Raw genomic sequence first — 16,760 nt, 5'->3', positions numbered from 1 at the left:
CTCAGCAGTCGGGGGCGGCGGGCCGGTTCGCGAAACGGTCGGCGAGATACGTCATGGCCTCGGCGTTCGCCGCCTGGATCGGCCAGAGGTGGTCGCTGATCGGCGGGCGGCCCGTGGTGTCGTACGTCTTCCAGGTCAGCGGCACGCCCTGCGCGCAGTACGCCTTGTGCAGGGCGTCGGCCTGGTTGGGTTCGACGAGGGCGTCCTGCGTCGCGTGGTACTGGAATACCGGCACCTTGATCTTCGAGGCGGCGCCGAGGGTGTTCTCGGTGTAGCGGGCGACCCAGGGTGCGTCGACGAGCGGGCTGCGGGTGACGTACGCGGACAGCGACTTGTTGCCGTACTTGTTGATCATTTCGAGGGCGCAGCCGCCCGCTTCCAGGTCGGCGACCATGGCGCGTCCCGCGTCGTTGAGCACGCCGCCGAACTTGAGCTCGGGGTAGGCGTGGTCGAGGCCGATGAGGGCGTAGAAGAGGAAGCCGGAGCCGGGGCGGCCGTTGAGCGGCAGGGCGACCTCCATGAGGTTGCCGGGGACGCCGCCCGCGACGATGCCCTTGAGGTTGAGCTCGGGCGCGTAGTCGGCCGTGGACTCCCCCGCCCACAGCGCGGCGCCGCCGCCCTGCGAGTAGCCGCGGAAGGCGACGGGTGCGTCGGCGGAGAGTCCCGCGGCGGGCAGCCGCTGGGCCGCGCGGACCGCGTCGATCAGGGCGGGTCCGAGTGACTTGCCGACCATGTACGTCGTCTTCGGTCCCGGCCGGTAGCCCTCGTAGTCGGGGACGGCGACCGCGTATCCCGCCTTGAGCATGGCGTTGATGACCCACTGTTCGTACAGGGCGCCCTTGGCGATCATCCGGGAGGGGGTGCAGCGGAAGGCGGGGCCCTGGGTGCCGGGGCCCCAGCCGACGATCGGCCGTGACGCGGGGCTGCCGCCCTTGGGCACCAGGACGGTGGCGGTGACGGCGTGCGGTCCGCCGAGGGCGTCGGTGGACCGGTACATCACCTGCCAGGTATCGGCGAGGGCGCGCGGCGTCGGGGTGCCGGGGTCGACCTTGCGGGAGCGGATGACGTCGCCGGGCCTGCCTTCGGGAAGGGTGGCGGGCGGTACGTAGAAGTCGTCGGGCGGCAGGGCCGCGGTGGTGTGCGCCGGGGCCGGGCGAGGGGTGCTGTCCGCCGGGCCCGCGGAGAGCGTGCAGGCCGCGAAGGTCAGGGCGAGGGCGACGGTGAGCCGCCCCGCCGGTGGGGAGGTGCGTACCGGCATGTCAGTTCCCCCGGAGGTCGGAAGCGTTGGTCGGGCCGAGGCGGGCGATCACCCGGTAGGCGTTGCTCAGCGGGGTCCGCCGGACGGCGGGTGCGAGCAGCAGGTCGAGGCCGTACGCGACGAGGACCAGCGGCAGTGCGGCGAGCGCCACGGCCCAGCGGACGGTGACCGCGGCCCGCCCCGGACGCCGGGCGAGCCAGGGCGCGTCCTCCTTGGGCATGGCGCGGGCCGCCCAGAACCAGGTGGCGCAGGCGAGGTCGACCGGGATGTGCTGGTTGCCGCTGCGGTGGGCGGAGACGATGGTGAAGCCGATGCGTTCCAGTTCACGGCAGAGGTTACCGATCGGGACGAAGTGCAGGTGCTGGGGCTGGAACCAGGGCATCCAGCGGCCGCGGAAGAGCCTGCCGAGGGGTGATTCGGGGTTGGGGACCTCGATGAGGAGGTGCCCGCCGGGCCGGAGCGCGGTGCGGGCGGCGGCGAGCTCGCTGCGCGGCATCAGCGTGTGCTCCAGGTAGTGGAACATGCTGACGGTGTCGTAGCGCCCGGCCAACTCCGTTGCCAGTCCGGTCAGTTGTCCACGATAGGCGGCGGCTATCCGCCCCTCCTTCACGGCGAGTTCGACGCTCTCCCCCATGTCGAGGCCGTCGAACTCGGTATCCGGAAGCTCCTCCTTGGCCGTGGCGCAGAAGTGGCCGTGCGAGGTGCCGACGTCCAGCCAGCGGCGCGGCCGCGCATGGGCGCGCAGGGCGCGGGCGCTGTGCCGGAACCGCTTCGCGCTGCCGCGTCCGGCGAACATCTTGGCCGTGGACTCCTCGCCGAGGCCGTCGTAGAAGTCCCCGTAGTAGAAGCCGAGGCCCTCGGCGGTCAGTTGCGGGTTCTGGAAGATGTGCCCGCAGTCCCGGCACTCGTCGAGGACGAAGGTGCCGGGCTTGTTCTGGACATGGTCCCGGCTGCGCAGCCGGTGGCGGAGGCGTTCGGAGGTGCACCAGGGGCAGGTGGTGCGCCGGGGCTGGAAGAACCGGTCCACTCCCCCGGCCAGCAGCCGCCGGTAGTGGGGCCTGCGCTCGGCTATATCTGCAGTCCGTGCCACGGGTTCTCCTGCTCTTCGATGGCGAGCTCTTCGAGATGGGCGGCCGCGGCGGGCGCTCCGCCCGCTTCGCGGAAGGAGTGGGCGATGCGGCGGGCGGCCGCGGCGAATCGGGGTCTGCCGAGCACGTCGTCCAGAGCGGATCCGACGGCTCTGGCGTCGGCCCTGCCGAACCGCACGCGTACGCCCGCGCCCGCGTCGGTGACCTGGGCGGCGACCACGGGCTGGTCGTCGCGGATCGGGGCGACGACGAGGGGGACGCCGTGCCACAGGGCCTCGGTGACGGTGTTGTGCCCGGCGTGGCAGACGACGGCGTCGGTGCGGGCGAGCAGGGCGAGTTGCGGAACGGCGGGGCGTATCAGGACGTCGTCGTCGCCGCGCGGGGGTCCGAGGAGTCCGCCCGGGTCGACGACCACGGCGCGCATGCCGCGGGAGCGGGCGCGTACGGCGTCGACGCACTGGGCGAGGAAACGGGCGCCCACGGCGGTGTTGGCGGTCCCGAGAGAGACGAGGACCAGCGCCCGGCCCCCGTCGTCCCGGTCGACCCACTCCCAGGGGAAGCCGGTGACATCGGCGCGCGGGCCGAGCGCGGGACCGACGAAGCGCACCGGCCCGCGGCCGTGTGCCGCGGGACCCGCGAGCTCACTGGTCGAGAAGACGAGGGTGAGCCGGGGCGAGAAGCGCGGATCGTAGCGGGCCGATGGGTCGCCGAGGCGCAGCCGCAGGCCGTCCAGGAGGTCGGTGAGCCACAGGTCGACCTTCGGGATGCCGATGAGGCTGCCCGAGAGTTCGGCGGAGGTGGTCGACGAGGTGACGTAGGGGACGCCGAGCCGCTCCGCGACCAGTGCGCCCGCGACCGTCTGCTGGTCGACGACGAGCAGGTCGGGCCCGAACTCCATGACGGCGGTGGTCACCCCGGGCGCCATGGCGTACGCGAGCGGCGCGAAGAAGTCGTCCCACAGGAACTTCAGGGCGGCCACGCCGCGCAGGTCGCGGGGCCGGTCGTCGAGGGCGGGCGCGCCCGCGCAGGGGAAGACGGGTGCGTCGGGGGCGACCCGGCCCGTGAGGACGGCGGGCTGCCCGGCCCAGGCCACGGCGTGCCCGCGGGCGGCGAGTTCGGCGGCGACGGCCGCGGCCGGGTTGACGTGCCCGGCGAGCGGCGGAACGACGAAGAGGAAGCGGCTCATACGACACCTCCCGCGAACGGCAGCCGTCGCGTCGCCCAGTCCAGGGCGATGGCGCCGACGCTTTCGGCGTCCTCGACGAGGACCGAGTGCTTCTGTCCCGGAACGACGGAGACCTCGCAATGGGGCAGCAGTGTCGCCAGGCGGGCGGTCTCCTCGGCGACGAGGCCGCCCTGGCCGTTGATCAGGAGCACCGGCCGGTCCAGGGCGCGCAGCTGGTCGTCGGTGAGGGTGCGGCCGCCCGGGATGTCCTGAGCGATGGAGGTGGTGGCGATCAGCCGTCCGGCGGCGCGGCCGAGGCGTGCGATGTGGGCGTCGTGCAGGTCGTCGCCCTGCCGGGTGGAGGCGAGCGCTCCGTACTCGGCGACGAACCAGGCGAGCGCTTCTTCCTCGGTACGCGATCCGGTCGCCTGGTGCAGGGCCCCGGACATGGTGGCCGCCCAGCCGCGCGTCGCGGGCCCCGACTCGACGACGGTGACGCAGGCCGTACGTTCCGGATGGTGCACGGCGAAGTCCAGGGCCACGGTGCCGCCGAAGGAGTTGCCGAGCAGGTGTACGGGGCCGTCGATGTCGAGGGCGTCGAGCAGGGCGGCGAGGTCGTCGGTGAAGTCTTCCAGGGTGTAGCCGGTGGGCGGACGCTCGCTGCGGCCGTGCCCGCGCAGGTCGTACATGAGGACGTCGAAGCCGGCGTCCGCGAAGTGCGGTCCGAGGGTGAAGTAGAAGCTGGCGAGGCTGTCGATGAAGGCGCCGTGGAGGAGGACGATGGTTGGAGGGTGCGGAAGGGGAACTCGGGCGTGCGGCGCCGGTGTGTGCGGGATCGGGCTGTGCGTGAGCCGCTGGACGTGGTGGAGGAGGCCGTTCGCCCGCACCTTGGCCACGGTCAGCCTCCCGTGCCGGGCCGCAGGGCGCGGCACACGTACGCGACGAGGTCGCCCACGGTCAGGGCGATGATCTCGTCGAGTTCCAGGCTCGCGAGGTAGGCGGCGAAGTTGGCGTCCGGCCCGTACCAGTCGGCGAGCAGTCCGGCGAGGGTGACCAGGTCGATGCTCTCCATCTCCAGGTCGTCGCCGAAGCGGGCGTCCATGCCGATGTCGGCGGCGTCCGGGGCGTAGTCGCCGAGCACGGTGGTGATCATCTCGGCGATCTCCCGGAGCACCCGCCTCTCGTCCGGCGCGACGGTCGTCTTCACAGGTCGTACTCCTTCACTGTCCAGGCCACGATGTGGTCCTTGACCGGTGCGGCGGGGACGTTGTCAGGTGCTTCAGGTAGGGGTGCGGGTGCGGGTGCCAGGTGTTCGCAGCGCACGTGGTGGCGCTGACGGTCCGTCTCGACGATCAGTCCGTGGGGGCGTACCGCACGGACGGCGAACCCCCGGGGCCGGCCGCGCAGACCGAACCCCTCGGCCTTGGCGGCGGCTTCCTTGGCCGCCCAGAACCGCGTGAACCACACGGCTTCGCGTTCACCACCGGCGGTGTTGAGCCCGGCGAGCAGTGCGCGTTCGCGTTCGTCGAGGGCGGCGCGGTAGGTGGCCTCGGCGCGGTCGGCGACGACTTCGACGTCGATGCCGACGCCGGTGTCGGGATGCTCCCGTTCGGCGTGCGGTCGTACGAGGGCGACGGCGGTCTCCGCGCGGTGGGCCAGCGACAGGTCGAGGGCGGGCAGCTCGCGGCCGTGCAGACCGACGGCGTACGGGCGTCCCGCGGTGTCGTTGCGGACGGCGATCTCGGCCGGGTACACGGCGTCCGGGGACCGCTGCCACAGCCAGTGCCGCACCGCGTCCTTCGCGGCGATCCGGCCGAGCAGCCACTGGCGGCGGCCACGCGGCGGATGGGTCAGGTACACGGCCCGTTCGGCGGCGCCGAGTTGGGTGCGCATCACGAGGTCGCGCGACGCCAGGTCGGGCCAGGCGTCGGTGAGCAGCGTCCAGCCGCCGGGCCGCGCTTCGGAGAGGGTGCGGCGCTCGGGGTAGCCGCCGGGGCGGTCGGCGCCCGGCACGTCGAAGCGGCGGTCCTGCCATCCCGTGATCTCGGCCCAGACGGTGCCTGCGACGGTCAGTTGGACGTCGGCGGTGAGGGCGGTGCCGGTCAGGGAGGCCACTCTGGCGTGGCATTCGACGGGGGTGCCGGGGGCCGGGTGCGGGCCGAAGAAACGGAAGGCGTGCATGCGTACGGGGAAGACGACGTTGCGCTCGGCGTGCGTGGCCAGGATCCAGTGCCCGAGCAACTGGCCGACGTTGTCGAGCAGGGCGCCGGGGGCGGCGGGTGTGGTGATGGTCCCGCGGACGTGGCGGTCACCGATGGCGGTGAGTTCGGTGAGCCCTTGGTAGGCGGGCCCGTGAAACATCCAGCGGTCCCGGTACAGCTCCTCGGCGGTGAGGGAACAGGGCCGTTCGCCCGCGTCACGGCGCCAGCGGGCGGGCGGGCGGCCGGGGTGGGCATCGGCGACCTCGAGAACGGCTCGCGCGTACGACCCGAACGCAACGCGCACGAGACGCTCATCGGCCTCGGACGTCACGACGACCTCGACCTGGGTGGCGGGTTCGGCCACGATCCACTGCTCCAGCCGCACGTCGTGCACGGCGACGACTCGCTGCCCGGGGCGGGCCCGCTCGACGGCCCGCGTCATGTGGTGGACGACGGTGGTCGCGGGGACGACGGGGTGCCGATCGGAGAGATCGGGCCAGCCGGGGCGCTGCGGGATGAAGCAGTGGTCGAGGAGGTGGGGCATGGAGGTGGTGTCGATGGTCAGGGGGGAGTCGGTGGTCAGGGGGGAGTCGGTGGTCAGGGGGGTGGGGTGGGCGGCCCCGGGGCCCGCGTCGCCCGCCTCCGACGTCGCGGCGGTGACCGGTCTCGCAGGTGGCGGCTGCGGGGTTGGCTTGTCGGCTTCGGAACGGCGCCGCGCCACCGACCCGGCGAACAGGGTTACCGCCGCGTCCGCCGTTTCCGTGAGCGCGGACCGTAGTTCCGCTGCCGCCGGGAAGAGCGTGGCCAGGGTGGCGAGGCGGTTGGGGCCGGGGGGCGGGGTGTGGTTCAGGGCGGTCAGCAAGGCCTCGCGGAGGTCCGCGCGGGCGTCGGGCGGGAGCGACACCGATGCTGCGCCCAGGTCGAGGCGGACCGGTCGGCGCGCGGTGGTACGGCGGGACAGTGGGGTGAACGTCGCCCGGGTGCTGCCCTCCGTCCACAGCGCGGCGACGACGCGACGCAGTTGGGCGAGCCCGCCGCAGCGGGGCGTGTCCGCGGCGACGGTCAGGCCCTCGCGGCCCGCCAGGGTGGCCTCGATCAGGGAGCTCAGGCGGCCGGTGCCCACCTGTACGAAGGCCCGGAACCCGGCGGCGTACATCGCGTCGATGAGCGGCCGGAAGCGGACGGGTTCGAGCAGGTGGCGTACGAAGAGGTTCCGTACCTCGTCCGGGGCCGGGGGGAACGGGGAGGCCGTGGTGCCCGACCAGACGGGGACGTGCGCCGCGCGGACGGGGGCGCGGTGGACGTCGGCCGTCAGTGGGCTCAGGTAGGGGGCCAGCATCGGGGTGTGGAAGCCGGAGCGGAACGGCAGGATCTGCGCGACGGTCCGCCGCTCGCGGAAGTTCTGGACGAGGGCGTCGACCGCGTCTGCCGGGCCGCAGATCATCGACTGGGTCGGGGCGTTGTCGTGGGAGAGCACCACGTCGGTACGGGAGCCGAGCACCTCCAGGACCTGCTCCGCGGACGCGCCGACCGCGGCGAACGCGACACCGGGCACGCGGAGTGAGTCGGGGTCGAAGTCGGCGAGCAGCGCGTCCGCCGTGGCCGTGTCGTACAGGCCGCCCGCGAGCATCGCGGACCATTCTCCGATGCTGTGTCCGGCCACCGCGTCGGGTGCGACGCCGAGGGCCCGCAGGGCGCCGTCCAGTACGCGGCCGACGGCGAGCACGCCGACACCGTGGCGGCCGACGTCACCGACGACCACGTCGGCTCCCGTCGGCAGCGGCATCGGCATGGGCAGCCCGAAGTGCTGGGCGACTTCCCCCACCCGCGGGGCGAACTCGGCCTCCAGGCCGGGGAACACGAAGGCGAGCTTGCCGCCCGCACCGGGTGCGAGCAGGGGATTCGGGGCGAACCAGACGTCGCCTCTGCCGCGCCAGGCGCGTCCTTTGGCCACCGCGCGGCGGGCGAGGGCGAGGCGTCTGGCGTCGGGGGCCACGATCGCGAGGCGCATCCGGCCGCCCGGGGGCGGCTCCGTGTCCGCGCGGGCCCGCAGCGCGGAATCGGGGGCGTCCAGGCAGTCGGCGAGGAGCTGCGGGCTGTCGGCGGTGAGGCGGAGCACCGGTTCCGGCTCCCGGACGACGGCAGCGGTGGTGACAGCTGTTCGGGTCCGTGCGCGTGCGGAGTGTGGGGCCTCTTCCAGGACGACGTGCGCGTTGATGCCGCCGAAGCCGAAGGCGTTCACCGCGGCCCTGCGGACGTCACGTCCATCGGCCTCCCACGGCTGGGCCGTGCCGAGCGGCCGGAAGCGGGTGCCCGCGAGGGCGGGGTGCGGGTCCTCGCAGTGCAGGGTCGGCAGCAGCGTCGCGTGGTGCAGGGCGAGCGCCGCCTTCACCAGGCCCGCGACTCCGGCGGCCGGCATGGTGTGTCCGATCATCGACTTCACCGAGCCGATGACTGCTCGCCGAGGGTCGTCCGGCGCGCAGCCGTGCGGCGGGCAGCCGTGCGGTGGCCCGAACACCTCGGCCAGCGTGGCGAGTTCGGCCGCGTCTCCGGCCGGGGTCCCGGTGCCGTGCGCTTCGAGGAGGCCGACGGTGCCCGGCGCGCGCGGGTCGATGCCCGCCGCCTGCCAGGCCTGGCGGACGGCGCGGGTCTGGCCGCCGGGATCGGGGCTGACCAGACTCGCGGTACGGCCGTCGGCGGCGACGCCCGTACCCCGGATGACCGCGTAGACGCGGTCGCCGTCACGTGTCGCGTCGGCGAGGCGCTTGAGGACGACGATGCCGGTGCCCTCGCCGATGAGGATGCCGTCGGCCTTCGTGTGGAAGGGGCGACTGCGCTCGGACGGCGACAGCGCGCCGAGGCGGCTGAAGACGCTCCACAGTGTGACGTCGTGACAGTGGTGGACGCCGCCCGCGAGCATCACGTCGCACCGCCCCGTGCTGAGTTCGGCGACCGCCTGGTCGACGGCGATGAGTGACGAGGCGCAGGCCGCGTCCGTCGTGTACGCGGGGCCGCGCAGGTCGAGTCGGTTGGCGATGCGCGACGCGGCGAGGTTGGGGACGAGCCCGATGGCCGACTCGGGGCGGTCGGGGCCGAGTTGCCGCGCGAAGGCGTCCTCTATGCGGGCGAGCCGGGCCGCGTCCAGCTCCGGGAGGACCTCGGCGAGCGTGTGGACGAGCTGGCGTGCGGTACGTACGCGCTGGTCGTTCCGGGCCTGGGCCGGGGTGAGGTAGCCGCCTCGGCCGAGGACCACGCCGATGCGGTCGCGCTCGGGGAGGCTCGCCTCGCCGCCCGCGTCGTCGATCGCGCGGGCGGCGACCTGGAGGGCGATGAGCTGGTCGGGTTCGGTGCCGGGTACGGAGTCCGGCATGACGCCGAACCCGGCGGCGTCCACGGTGGCGAACTCGTCGACGAAGCCACCGCGTCTGCAGTAGATGCGCTCGGGGTAGAGGGAGGCGTCCCAGCGGTGCCCCGGCACCTCGGTGATGGCGTCGGCGCCCGAGACGAGGTTCTGCCAGTACGTGTCCAGGTCGGGGGCGCCGGGCAACAGGACGGCCATGCCGACGATGGCTGCGTAGCTGGTGGCTGGCGCATCCGTCACGCCGTAGCAGGTCGTCATCGCGGCCTCACAGGGTTGACGCGGTGAGGACGACGGACGTCGCGGCCGGGTCGCCCCAGGCGAGTTCGCGGAGCAGGGCGAGCACGCCTTCGTCGGGGTCGATGAGGCGGACGCCGCGGCGTGCGTAGTCGCGGCCGAGCTCCGGCGTGACCATCCCGGCGTGGCCGCCCGTCGGCGCCCAGGGGCCCCAGTGGACGGTGAGCGCGCGGTTGCCCGTACGGGCGGACCAGTCCGCGCCGAGGCTTTCCAGGGCGTCGTTGGCGGCGGCGTAGTCGCACTGGCCGCGGTTGCCGAGCACGGCGGAGACGCTGCCGAACAGGACGGCGAACAGAGGGTGTTGTGGGTCGTAGAGGGCGGCGGCCGCGTCGAGGAGGTGGCGCGCTCCGTCCACCTTGGTGCCGTACACGCGGGCGAAGGAGGCGGCGTCCTTGTCGACCATCAGCCGGTCCTCGATGACGCCCGCACCGCCGACGACACCGTCGATCCGGCCGTACTCGGCCATGACCTCCTTCAGTGCGCGGTCGACGGCGTCCGGGTCGCGCAGATCGGTGACGTGGTAGCGGGCGGGGCTGCCCAGTCGTCCCAACTCGGCCAGAGTGGCGGCCACTTCGCGCTGGGCGAGGATGAGCCCGGCGGTCCGGTCGACCTCGGCCGGGTTCCGGTCGCCCTGCGCGGCGAGGGCCGCCCGCAGCTCGGCACGGTCCCGCGCGGCGGCTGTTTCCGGACCTTCGGGGGTGTCGGGGAGTGGCGTACGGCCCAGGAGTTCGACGCGGCAGCGCGCGGCGGTGGCCAGGGCGAGGGCGAAGCGGGCGGTGATGCCGCGGCCTCCCCCGGCGAGGACCACGACCGACTCGCGGGTCAGCCCGCAGGCCAGCACTTCGGCGCTGCCGTCGCCCCCTGCGGGGCCCGCGCCACGGTGTGCGGACGGCCCCGGAGGGGCCGCCTCCGCGCGGGGCACGAAACGGCCTTCGGGCGTGTGGTCGACGACGGGCTCGGGCTGCGGGTCGGACAGTTCGGCCACCAGCGCGCGGGCGAGTTCCTCGTCCGGAGGCCACGCGGACGACTCGGCCACGCGCACCAACCGGCTGTTGGTGGCGGGGTACTCGTGCGCGACGGTACGGAACAGACCGGGCAGACCGGCTCCTGCGGCACCGGTGACGGGGCAGGCGGCGATCAGCCAGGCCGGGCGCGGGGCCAGCACGGCGACGTAGGCGGCGAAGCCGGTGGGGAGCGCGGGCGGGGCGCCCTCCGCCAGGGCACCGAGGTGGATGACGCCGTCGAGGTGGGGGGCGTGCGGCCTGGAGGCGTTGGGGTTGGGGTTGGGTGTCGATCGGTCGCCGCCCGCCCCAGCGGAGGCATCGGTCAGTTCGTGGTCCCGGTCGAGCAGTACGACGTCCGCCCCGCGTTGCCGTAGCTCGGCCGTCACCGAGCGCGCCACCCTGTCCGCGCGGTCGGTCCGTGGGGTGCCCCGTTCCGCGTTCATGGCCGTCGACGGTCCGGCGCCCGAGGGTGCGCCACCCAGCACCGCGAACCGTTTGCCGGTCAGGTCCAGGTCCGCCGCCCCAGGTGGCAGCGGCAGCGGTACCCGCCCCACCACGTACCGCTTGGGCGCCGTCCCGAGCGGCACGTCATCCCGCGTTTCGTTCCGGCGGGCCTCGGACGCGCCCACCCCCGTCGACGCCACCCGCCTCGCCGTAAGCCACTGCGTGATCGCCTCCGCCGTACGCGCCCGGGACAGCGCTTCGAGTTCGGTGTCGCCGAGTCCCATCGCGTCCGCTCCCCCACCCAGCAGCCCCGCCAGCTCCCCGGCGATCTCGGTGCGTTTGATGGAGTCGATGCCAAGGTCGGCCTCCAGGTCGAGGTCGGGCTCGATCATGTCCGCCGGGTAGCCCGTGCGGCCGCTGATGATCCGCAGGACGGCGTCGAGCAGGTCGGCGCCGGTGGCGGGCTCCCGGGGCGCGGGCACGGGCGCGGCCACTGGCTCGGGGGCGGGCACACGTACGGACGCCGTCTCCGTTTCCGTTTCCTGCCCCTGCTCCGGCAGGGGCACCTCCACCGACCCCGCCGCCGCCAGCGCCGAACCCCCGAAGTACGCCATCAAAACGTCCCGCTGAGCCGCCACCACCTCCCGCGTCCCTCGCAGGAACTCGGTCAGCAGCTCGTCCCGGTCCGGCCGCCCCGCATCGGACACATCCGCCTCCAGAGTGATACGTCGGGCCGGGCGCAACGCGCCCGGCAGCGGCTCGCCCGAGGCGTCCCGGACAAGGTGGCCGTCGACAGTCCAGCCCGGCGACGCGCCTGCCGACGCGGACCCCTCAGGGTCGGCCAGGTCGGTCGTCGCGCGGCCGTGGAACAGCCACCCCGTGTCCACGGGCACGCCTTCGACCGCGAGGCGGGCGAGGGCGGTGAGGAAGCCGGGCAGTCCGGCGCCCGCGTGCGGTTCGGTGGGAATCGTCCGGTGCGGACGGTCGTCGCCGAGGACGCGGCCGACCAGCGTGCTCAGCACGCGTCCGGGGCCCACCTCGACGAAGATCCTCGCCCCGGCCTCGTACATCGCCTCGATCTGCGCGGCGAAGCGGACGGGTGACGCGATCTGCGCGGCGAGACCGGCCCTGATGGCCTCGGGCGAGTACGGGTAGGGCGCGGCGGTGGCGTTGGCCCACACCGGGAACTCCGTTTCCCGCACGGTCACTTCCGCGAGGGCCTCGGCGAACACCGGTCCCGCGCCCGCGACGAGCGGGCTGTGGAAGGCGCAGGCGACCGGCAGCATCTTGGCGCCGTGCCCCGCGTCGCCCAGCGCGGCCACCGCGGCCCGGACCGCCGAGGTCGAGCCCGAGATGACGCACTGGTCCGGCGCGTTGAGGTTGGCCAGCACCACCTGGTCCGCCTGCCCCGCCCCCCGCAGTACCGCCAGGGTCGCGGCCTCCCCCGCCCCCACCGCCGCCATGGCGCCCGCGTCCTCGCCCGCCGCGTCGACGATGGCTTCGGCGCGGCGGGTACTCAGCGCGAGCAGGTCGTCCGGCGTGAAGGCGCCCGCCGCGCAGAGGGCCACGAGTTCGCCGTAGGAGTGCCCGGCGGCCATGTCCGGGCGTACTCCCGCGCGGGTGAGCAGGTCGGCGGTGGCCAGCCCCGCAATGCCCAGGGCCGGTTGGGCATTGCGGGTGTCCGTGAGGCCGGCGCGGCTGCGTTCGTCCGCGTCGGGGATGAAGTCGGCCGGTGGGTAGAGCGCCTGAGCGCAGGCGGAGCCGAGGCGCAGGTGTTGCTGTGTCTCGGGGAAGGCGATGAGCAGTTCGCCGCTCATGCCGGGACGTTGGCTGCCCTGGCCGGGGAAGAGGAAGGCGACGCGGCCGCCGTCCCCGAACGTGCCGCTCCCCGTTACCCCTCCCACGAAGATTCCGGCCGCCGGGTCGTCCTCGCCTGCCGATGCTCGCCTCAGCAGCCCCGACAGGCTGTCCACGTCGCGGGCGACGACCGCGATGCGTACCGGCCCTGGACGCCCCGCCGCACGCCGGGCAGCCGTGGCCGCTACATCCCGCAGGCGTGGCGTGGTCGGCCCGCGGTCGAGCTGGTCGACGAGGTCGAGCAGCCACCGCACCTCGCGGGCCGCCGCTTCCTGGTCGTCGCCGCGGAACGTGAACAACTCGGCGGGCCAGTGGGCGTGCCCGTGCGACGGGGGCGCTCCGCCTTCGTGGGCGCGCAGGACGACGTGGAAATTCGTGCCGCCGAAGCCGAACGCGCTGACCCCGGCGCGGCGTTCGGCGGGTGCCGCCGCCCACGGGCGTGCCTCGGTGTGGAAGGAGAAGGGGCTGGTGTGCGGGTCCCAGGCCGGGTTGGGGCGGGTCAGTTGACAAGTCGGCGGCAGGACCCCGGTGTGGAGGGCCAGGGACGTCTTGATGAGGCCCGCCAGGCCCGCCGCGCACTTCGTGTGGCCGATCTGGGACTTGACCGAGCCGAGCGCGCAGTCGCCGGTCCCGGCTCCGGCCTCCGTGAACACCTGGGTCAGTACCGCGAGTTCGGTACGGTCGCCGACGACCGTACCCGTTCCGTGCGCCTCGACCAGTCCGACCTCGGCGGGCGAGATGCGGGCCTGGGCGTACGCGCGTTCCAGTGCGGCGCGCTGACCCGCGGGGCCCGGCGCGGTGAGGCCCAGGGAGCGACCGTCGCTGGAGCGGCCCACTCCCCTGATCACGGCGTAGACGCGGTCGCCGTCGCGTTCGGCGTCGGCGAGCCGCTTGAGCACCACGCAGGCCACGCCCTCCCCGAGCGCGATGCCGTCGGCGGCCGCGTCGAACGTGCGGCAGCGGCCGGTCGGGGACATGGCGCCCACGGAGGCGAAGAGCAGGTAGTCGTTGATGCCGTTGTGCAGGTCGGCGCCGCCGCACAGCACCAGGTCACTCGTGCCGTGGACGAGTTCCTTGCAGGCGGCGTCGACGGCGGCGAGCGAGGAGGCGCAGGCCGCGTCGACCGTGTAGTTGGCGCCGCCGAGGTCGAGGCGGTTGGCGATGCGGCCGGAGATGACGTTGGCGAGCATGCCGGGGAACGAGTCCTCGGTGAGGCGGGGCAGCTGCCCGGACAGCGCCTCCGGCACGGAGTCGACGTAGGAGGGCAGGACCGTGCGCAGCGTGGTGGCGTGGGCGAGGTCGCTGCCCGCCTCCGCGCCGAAGATGACCGAGGCGCGGGAGCGGTCGAAGGAGCGGTCCGCGTACCCGGCGTCGTCGAGGGCGCGGCGGGCCGCTTCGAGGGCGAGGAGCTGGACGGGTTCGATGGCGCCGAGCGAGGCGGGCGGAATGCCGTAGGACAGCGGGTCGAAGGGGATCCTGGGCAGGAAGCCGCCCCAGCGTGAGGGGGTGCGGCCGCTGTCGGCGCCGTAGTGGACCGCCGGGTCCCAGCGGTCGGCGGGGACTTCGGTGACGGCGTCGGTACCGTCGAGGATCTGCGCCCAGTAGGCGTCGAGGCCGTCCGCCCGCGGGAACATGCAGGCCATGCCGACGACGGCGACGTCCAGCGGCTCGGGCGCCATGGCGGCCTCGGTCGGCGACGGCTCCGGGAGCGGAAAGCGGGGGCGCAGAGCGGCCCGCCGCGCGGCCAGGAAGTCCGCCGCCCCTGCCCCGACCTCCGTGTGCAGCGCGCGGATCGTGGTCGGTCGCGTACGCAGCAACGACACCTGCCCCGCCATGAACATCCCGGCGGCCAGCTGACGCGGCTCGTCGGCGGTGAGCAGCTCGCCGTCGCGCCGCTCCACGCCCTTGCTGGCGATGCGCAGCCGCCCCAGGTTCAGGCGCTCCAGCTCCGCCCATCTGCGCTCCGGCGCCAGGCCCTGCTCCCGCAGCCGCTCCTCCTCCACGGCGAACGTCGCGGTGAAGGGGCTCGGCACGCAGCGGGTGGCGTGGCCGGGCGCGGTACGCAGGAGCGCCGTCGACTCCGCGGCGACGACCTGCCGCTGGAAGCCCGGCTGTACGGCGCCGAGGGCGACCGCCTCCCGCGTGAAGAGGTACGCGGTGCCCATGAGGACGCCGACCGCCATGCCCCGCGCGGCGAGCGGCGCGGTGAGGGCCGTGACCATCGCGGAGGACCGCGCGTCGTGGATGCCTCCGGCGAACATCACCTGGGTCTGCGCGAGCACCTCGGGACCGGCGTCCGCGTACTCCTCCAGTACGGCCAACTGCGCCTCCCACAGGGGGAAGGAGGCGAGCGGCCCGACGTGCCCGCCGCACTCGGAGCCCTCGAACACGAACCTGCGGGCTCCTGCGTCCAGGTACTGCCGCAGCAGCACGGCCGACGGGACGTGCAGGAAGGTCCGGATGCCGGCGGCCTCCAGTTCGGCGGCCTGTCCGGGTCTGCCGCCCGCGATGACGGCGTGGCTGGGCCGGGCCTCCCGTACCGCCGCGAGCTGGGCCTCGCGGATTCCCTCTTCGGCGAAGCCGAGGATGCCGACGCCCCACGGGCGGTCGTGCAGCTCGGCGCGGGTGGCGGTGAGGAGGGCGCGGGACTGTTCGCCGTCCGCGAGTGCCAGCGCGAGGAACGGCAGCCCGCCCTCGTGGGCGACGGCCGCGGCGAACTCCGGGCAGTCGCTGACCCTGGTCATCGGGCCCTGCGCCACGGGGAGTTCGGTGCCGGGGGCGCGGGGTGCGGGGGGCGCCGCTGCCTGGGCGATGGCGGTACGTATTCCACGTACCGCCTCCGCGGCGGTGCCCCAGCGGGCGGCGAACCGGGCGGCGAGGAAGCCGTCCTCGCCGACGGGAAGCGGGCGCTCTTGGGGATGGCGCGGCTCTCGCGGGTGGCGCGGAGGCGTGTCTCGGGGGCGGTGCGGCGTCCGTCCGCCGTCGACGGGAAGCGCCGCCCGAGCCTGGTCGCGGCGCGGGATCCGTCCCCCGTTGACCGCGGTGGTCCCGACCCCGTCCATCGTCGCGAGCACGGCGCGTTCGCGTTCGGGCAGGCCGGATTCCGCGAGCAGGGCGAGCTGCGTGTCGAGGACGACACCGGCCGCGCCGCCCATCACGGCGGCCGCGGCGGTACGGGGGCCGATGCCGCCGCACGCCCAGACGGGCACCGGCAGGTCGGGGTCGGCGAGGATCTGCTGCAGAAGAACGAAGGTGCTCGGGCCACCGACAGGCGGGGCACCCGCGCTCAGCCCTCCCGCACCCCGAGCGCCGCTCTCGCCGCCACCCTCGCTGCCACACACGACCAGGCCGTCGGCCCCGTCGGCCACCGCCCGGACAGCCTCCTCGCGGCTGGCGACCTCGACCAACACCCAGTAGTAGCCGCTGAGTTCGCCGGCCGGCCAGGCGGACCCCAGGCCCAGCAGCACCGCGTGCGGGCGACCCGGCGGCAGTGCGTCCAGGTCGGCGGGGCGCAACGCGCACCGCTCGCCCACCCGCACCCCGAACCGTTCCGGCTCCCAGCGGCAGAGCCGGGCGAGTTCCTCGCGTGCGTGCCGGTCACCCGTCCCGAGGTCGAGCACGCCGAGGCCGCCCGCCCGGCACACCGCGCTCACCAGACGGGCGTCCGGGCGACCGAAAGGGCTCACCCCGAGGACCGCGTCCAGGATTTCCTCAGAAGACAGCATGCGCACTCCGACCGCTCGTCGACACAGGCAATTACGTTGAATTGACAATCGAGCCGAGTGCGGAAGCTAGTAGCGCCCCGAGAAGCAGGTCAAGAGCTGTTTCGCCACGTACCGGAGATCTGTTGCGCGGTGAGTAAGGGGCCGGGCTCAGTTGTCACTTGGACGCACCTCCGAGAATTTGGCAGCCACGCACAAACCCAAGGCGTTTTTTGCTCACGTGAGGATGAAGTCGCCCCCGAAACCCGGCAACTGAATTCTGCCGGTAATCCACATCTTGACCGCCCAACTACTCGTCAGTAGTTTACCGATTCGAAACAGAGTCGTATCTGGCGAAGATAACGACATGTACGGCCATTCTTCCTT

7 protein-coding genes are annotated in these 16,760 nt (G+C 73.9%); all 7 read right to left on the bottom strand.

Features of this window, described 5'->3' with window-relative positions:
• Position 1 precedes the first annotated feature (1 nt).
• Genes NOO62_RS37510 through NOO62_RS37480 form a run of 7 tightly spaced genes read right to left on the bottom strand, consistent with a single transcriptional unit; the run spans position 2 to position 16,397 of the window.
• Positions 2-1,258: a lipase family protein gene (locus NOO62_RS37510; RefSeq protein WP_268775250.1), complete on the bottom strand. Its 1,257-nt coding sequence runs from the start codon at positions 1,256-1,258 to the stop codon at positions 2-4.
• Between the two features lies 1 nt (position 1,259).
• Positions 1,260-2,348: a class I SAM-dependent methyltransferase gene (locus NOO62_RS37505; RefSeq protein WP_268775249.1), complete on the bottom strand. Its 1,089-nt coding sequence runs from the start codon at positions 2,346-2,348 to the stop codon at positions 1,260-1,262.
• Positions 2,327-3,532: a glycosyltransferase gene (locus NOO62_RS37500; RefSeq protein WP_268775248.1), complete on the bottom strand. Its 1,206-nt coding sequence runs from the start codon at positions 3,530-3,532 to the stop codon at positions 2,327-2,329. Before NOO62_RS37500 ends, NOO62_RS37505 begins: the two co-directional genes overlap by 22 nt.
• On the bottom strand, positions 3,529-4,407 hold the full coding sequence (locus NOO62_RS37495) for an alpha/beta fold hydrolase (protein WP_268775247.1): 879 nt from the start codon (positions 4,405-4,407) through the stop codon (positions 3,529-3,531). The genes NOO62_RS37500 and NOO62_RS37495 overlap by 4 nt, the downstream gene beginning before the upstream one ends.
• 2 nt (positions 4,408-4,409) lie before the next feature.
• Entirely contained in the window at positions 4,410-4,718 is a 309-nt protein-coding gene (locus tag NOO62_RS37490) for an acyl carrier protein (protein ID WP_321170641.1), read from the bottom strand.
• Positions 4,715-9,331: a beta-ketoacyl synthase N-terminal-like domain-containing protein gene (locus NOO62_RS37485; RefSeq protein ID WP_414930955.1), complete on the bottom strand. Its 4,617-nt coding sequence runs from the start codon at positions 9,329-9,331 to the stop codon at positions 4,715-4,717. The genes NOO62_RS37490 and NOO62_RS37485 overlap by 4 nt, the downstream gene beginning before the upstream one ends.
• 7 nt (positions 9,332-9,338) lie before the next feature.
• The gene (locus tag NOO62_RS37480) at positions 9,339-16,397 is read right to left on the bottom strand and encodes a type I polyketide synthase (protein WP_268775246.1); all 7,059 of its coding nucleotides are present in this window, start codon (positions 16,395-16,397) and stop codon (positions 9,339-9,341) included.
• Positions 16,398-16,760: the final 363 nt, after the last annotated feature.

This window comes from Streptomyces sp. Je 1-369 (assembly GCF_026810505.1).
GTDB lineage: Bacteria > Actinomycetota > Actinomycetes > Streptomycetales > Streptomycetaceae > Streptomyces.
This window is presented reverse-complemented; position numbering and strand designations above follow the sequence as displayed.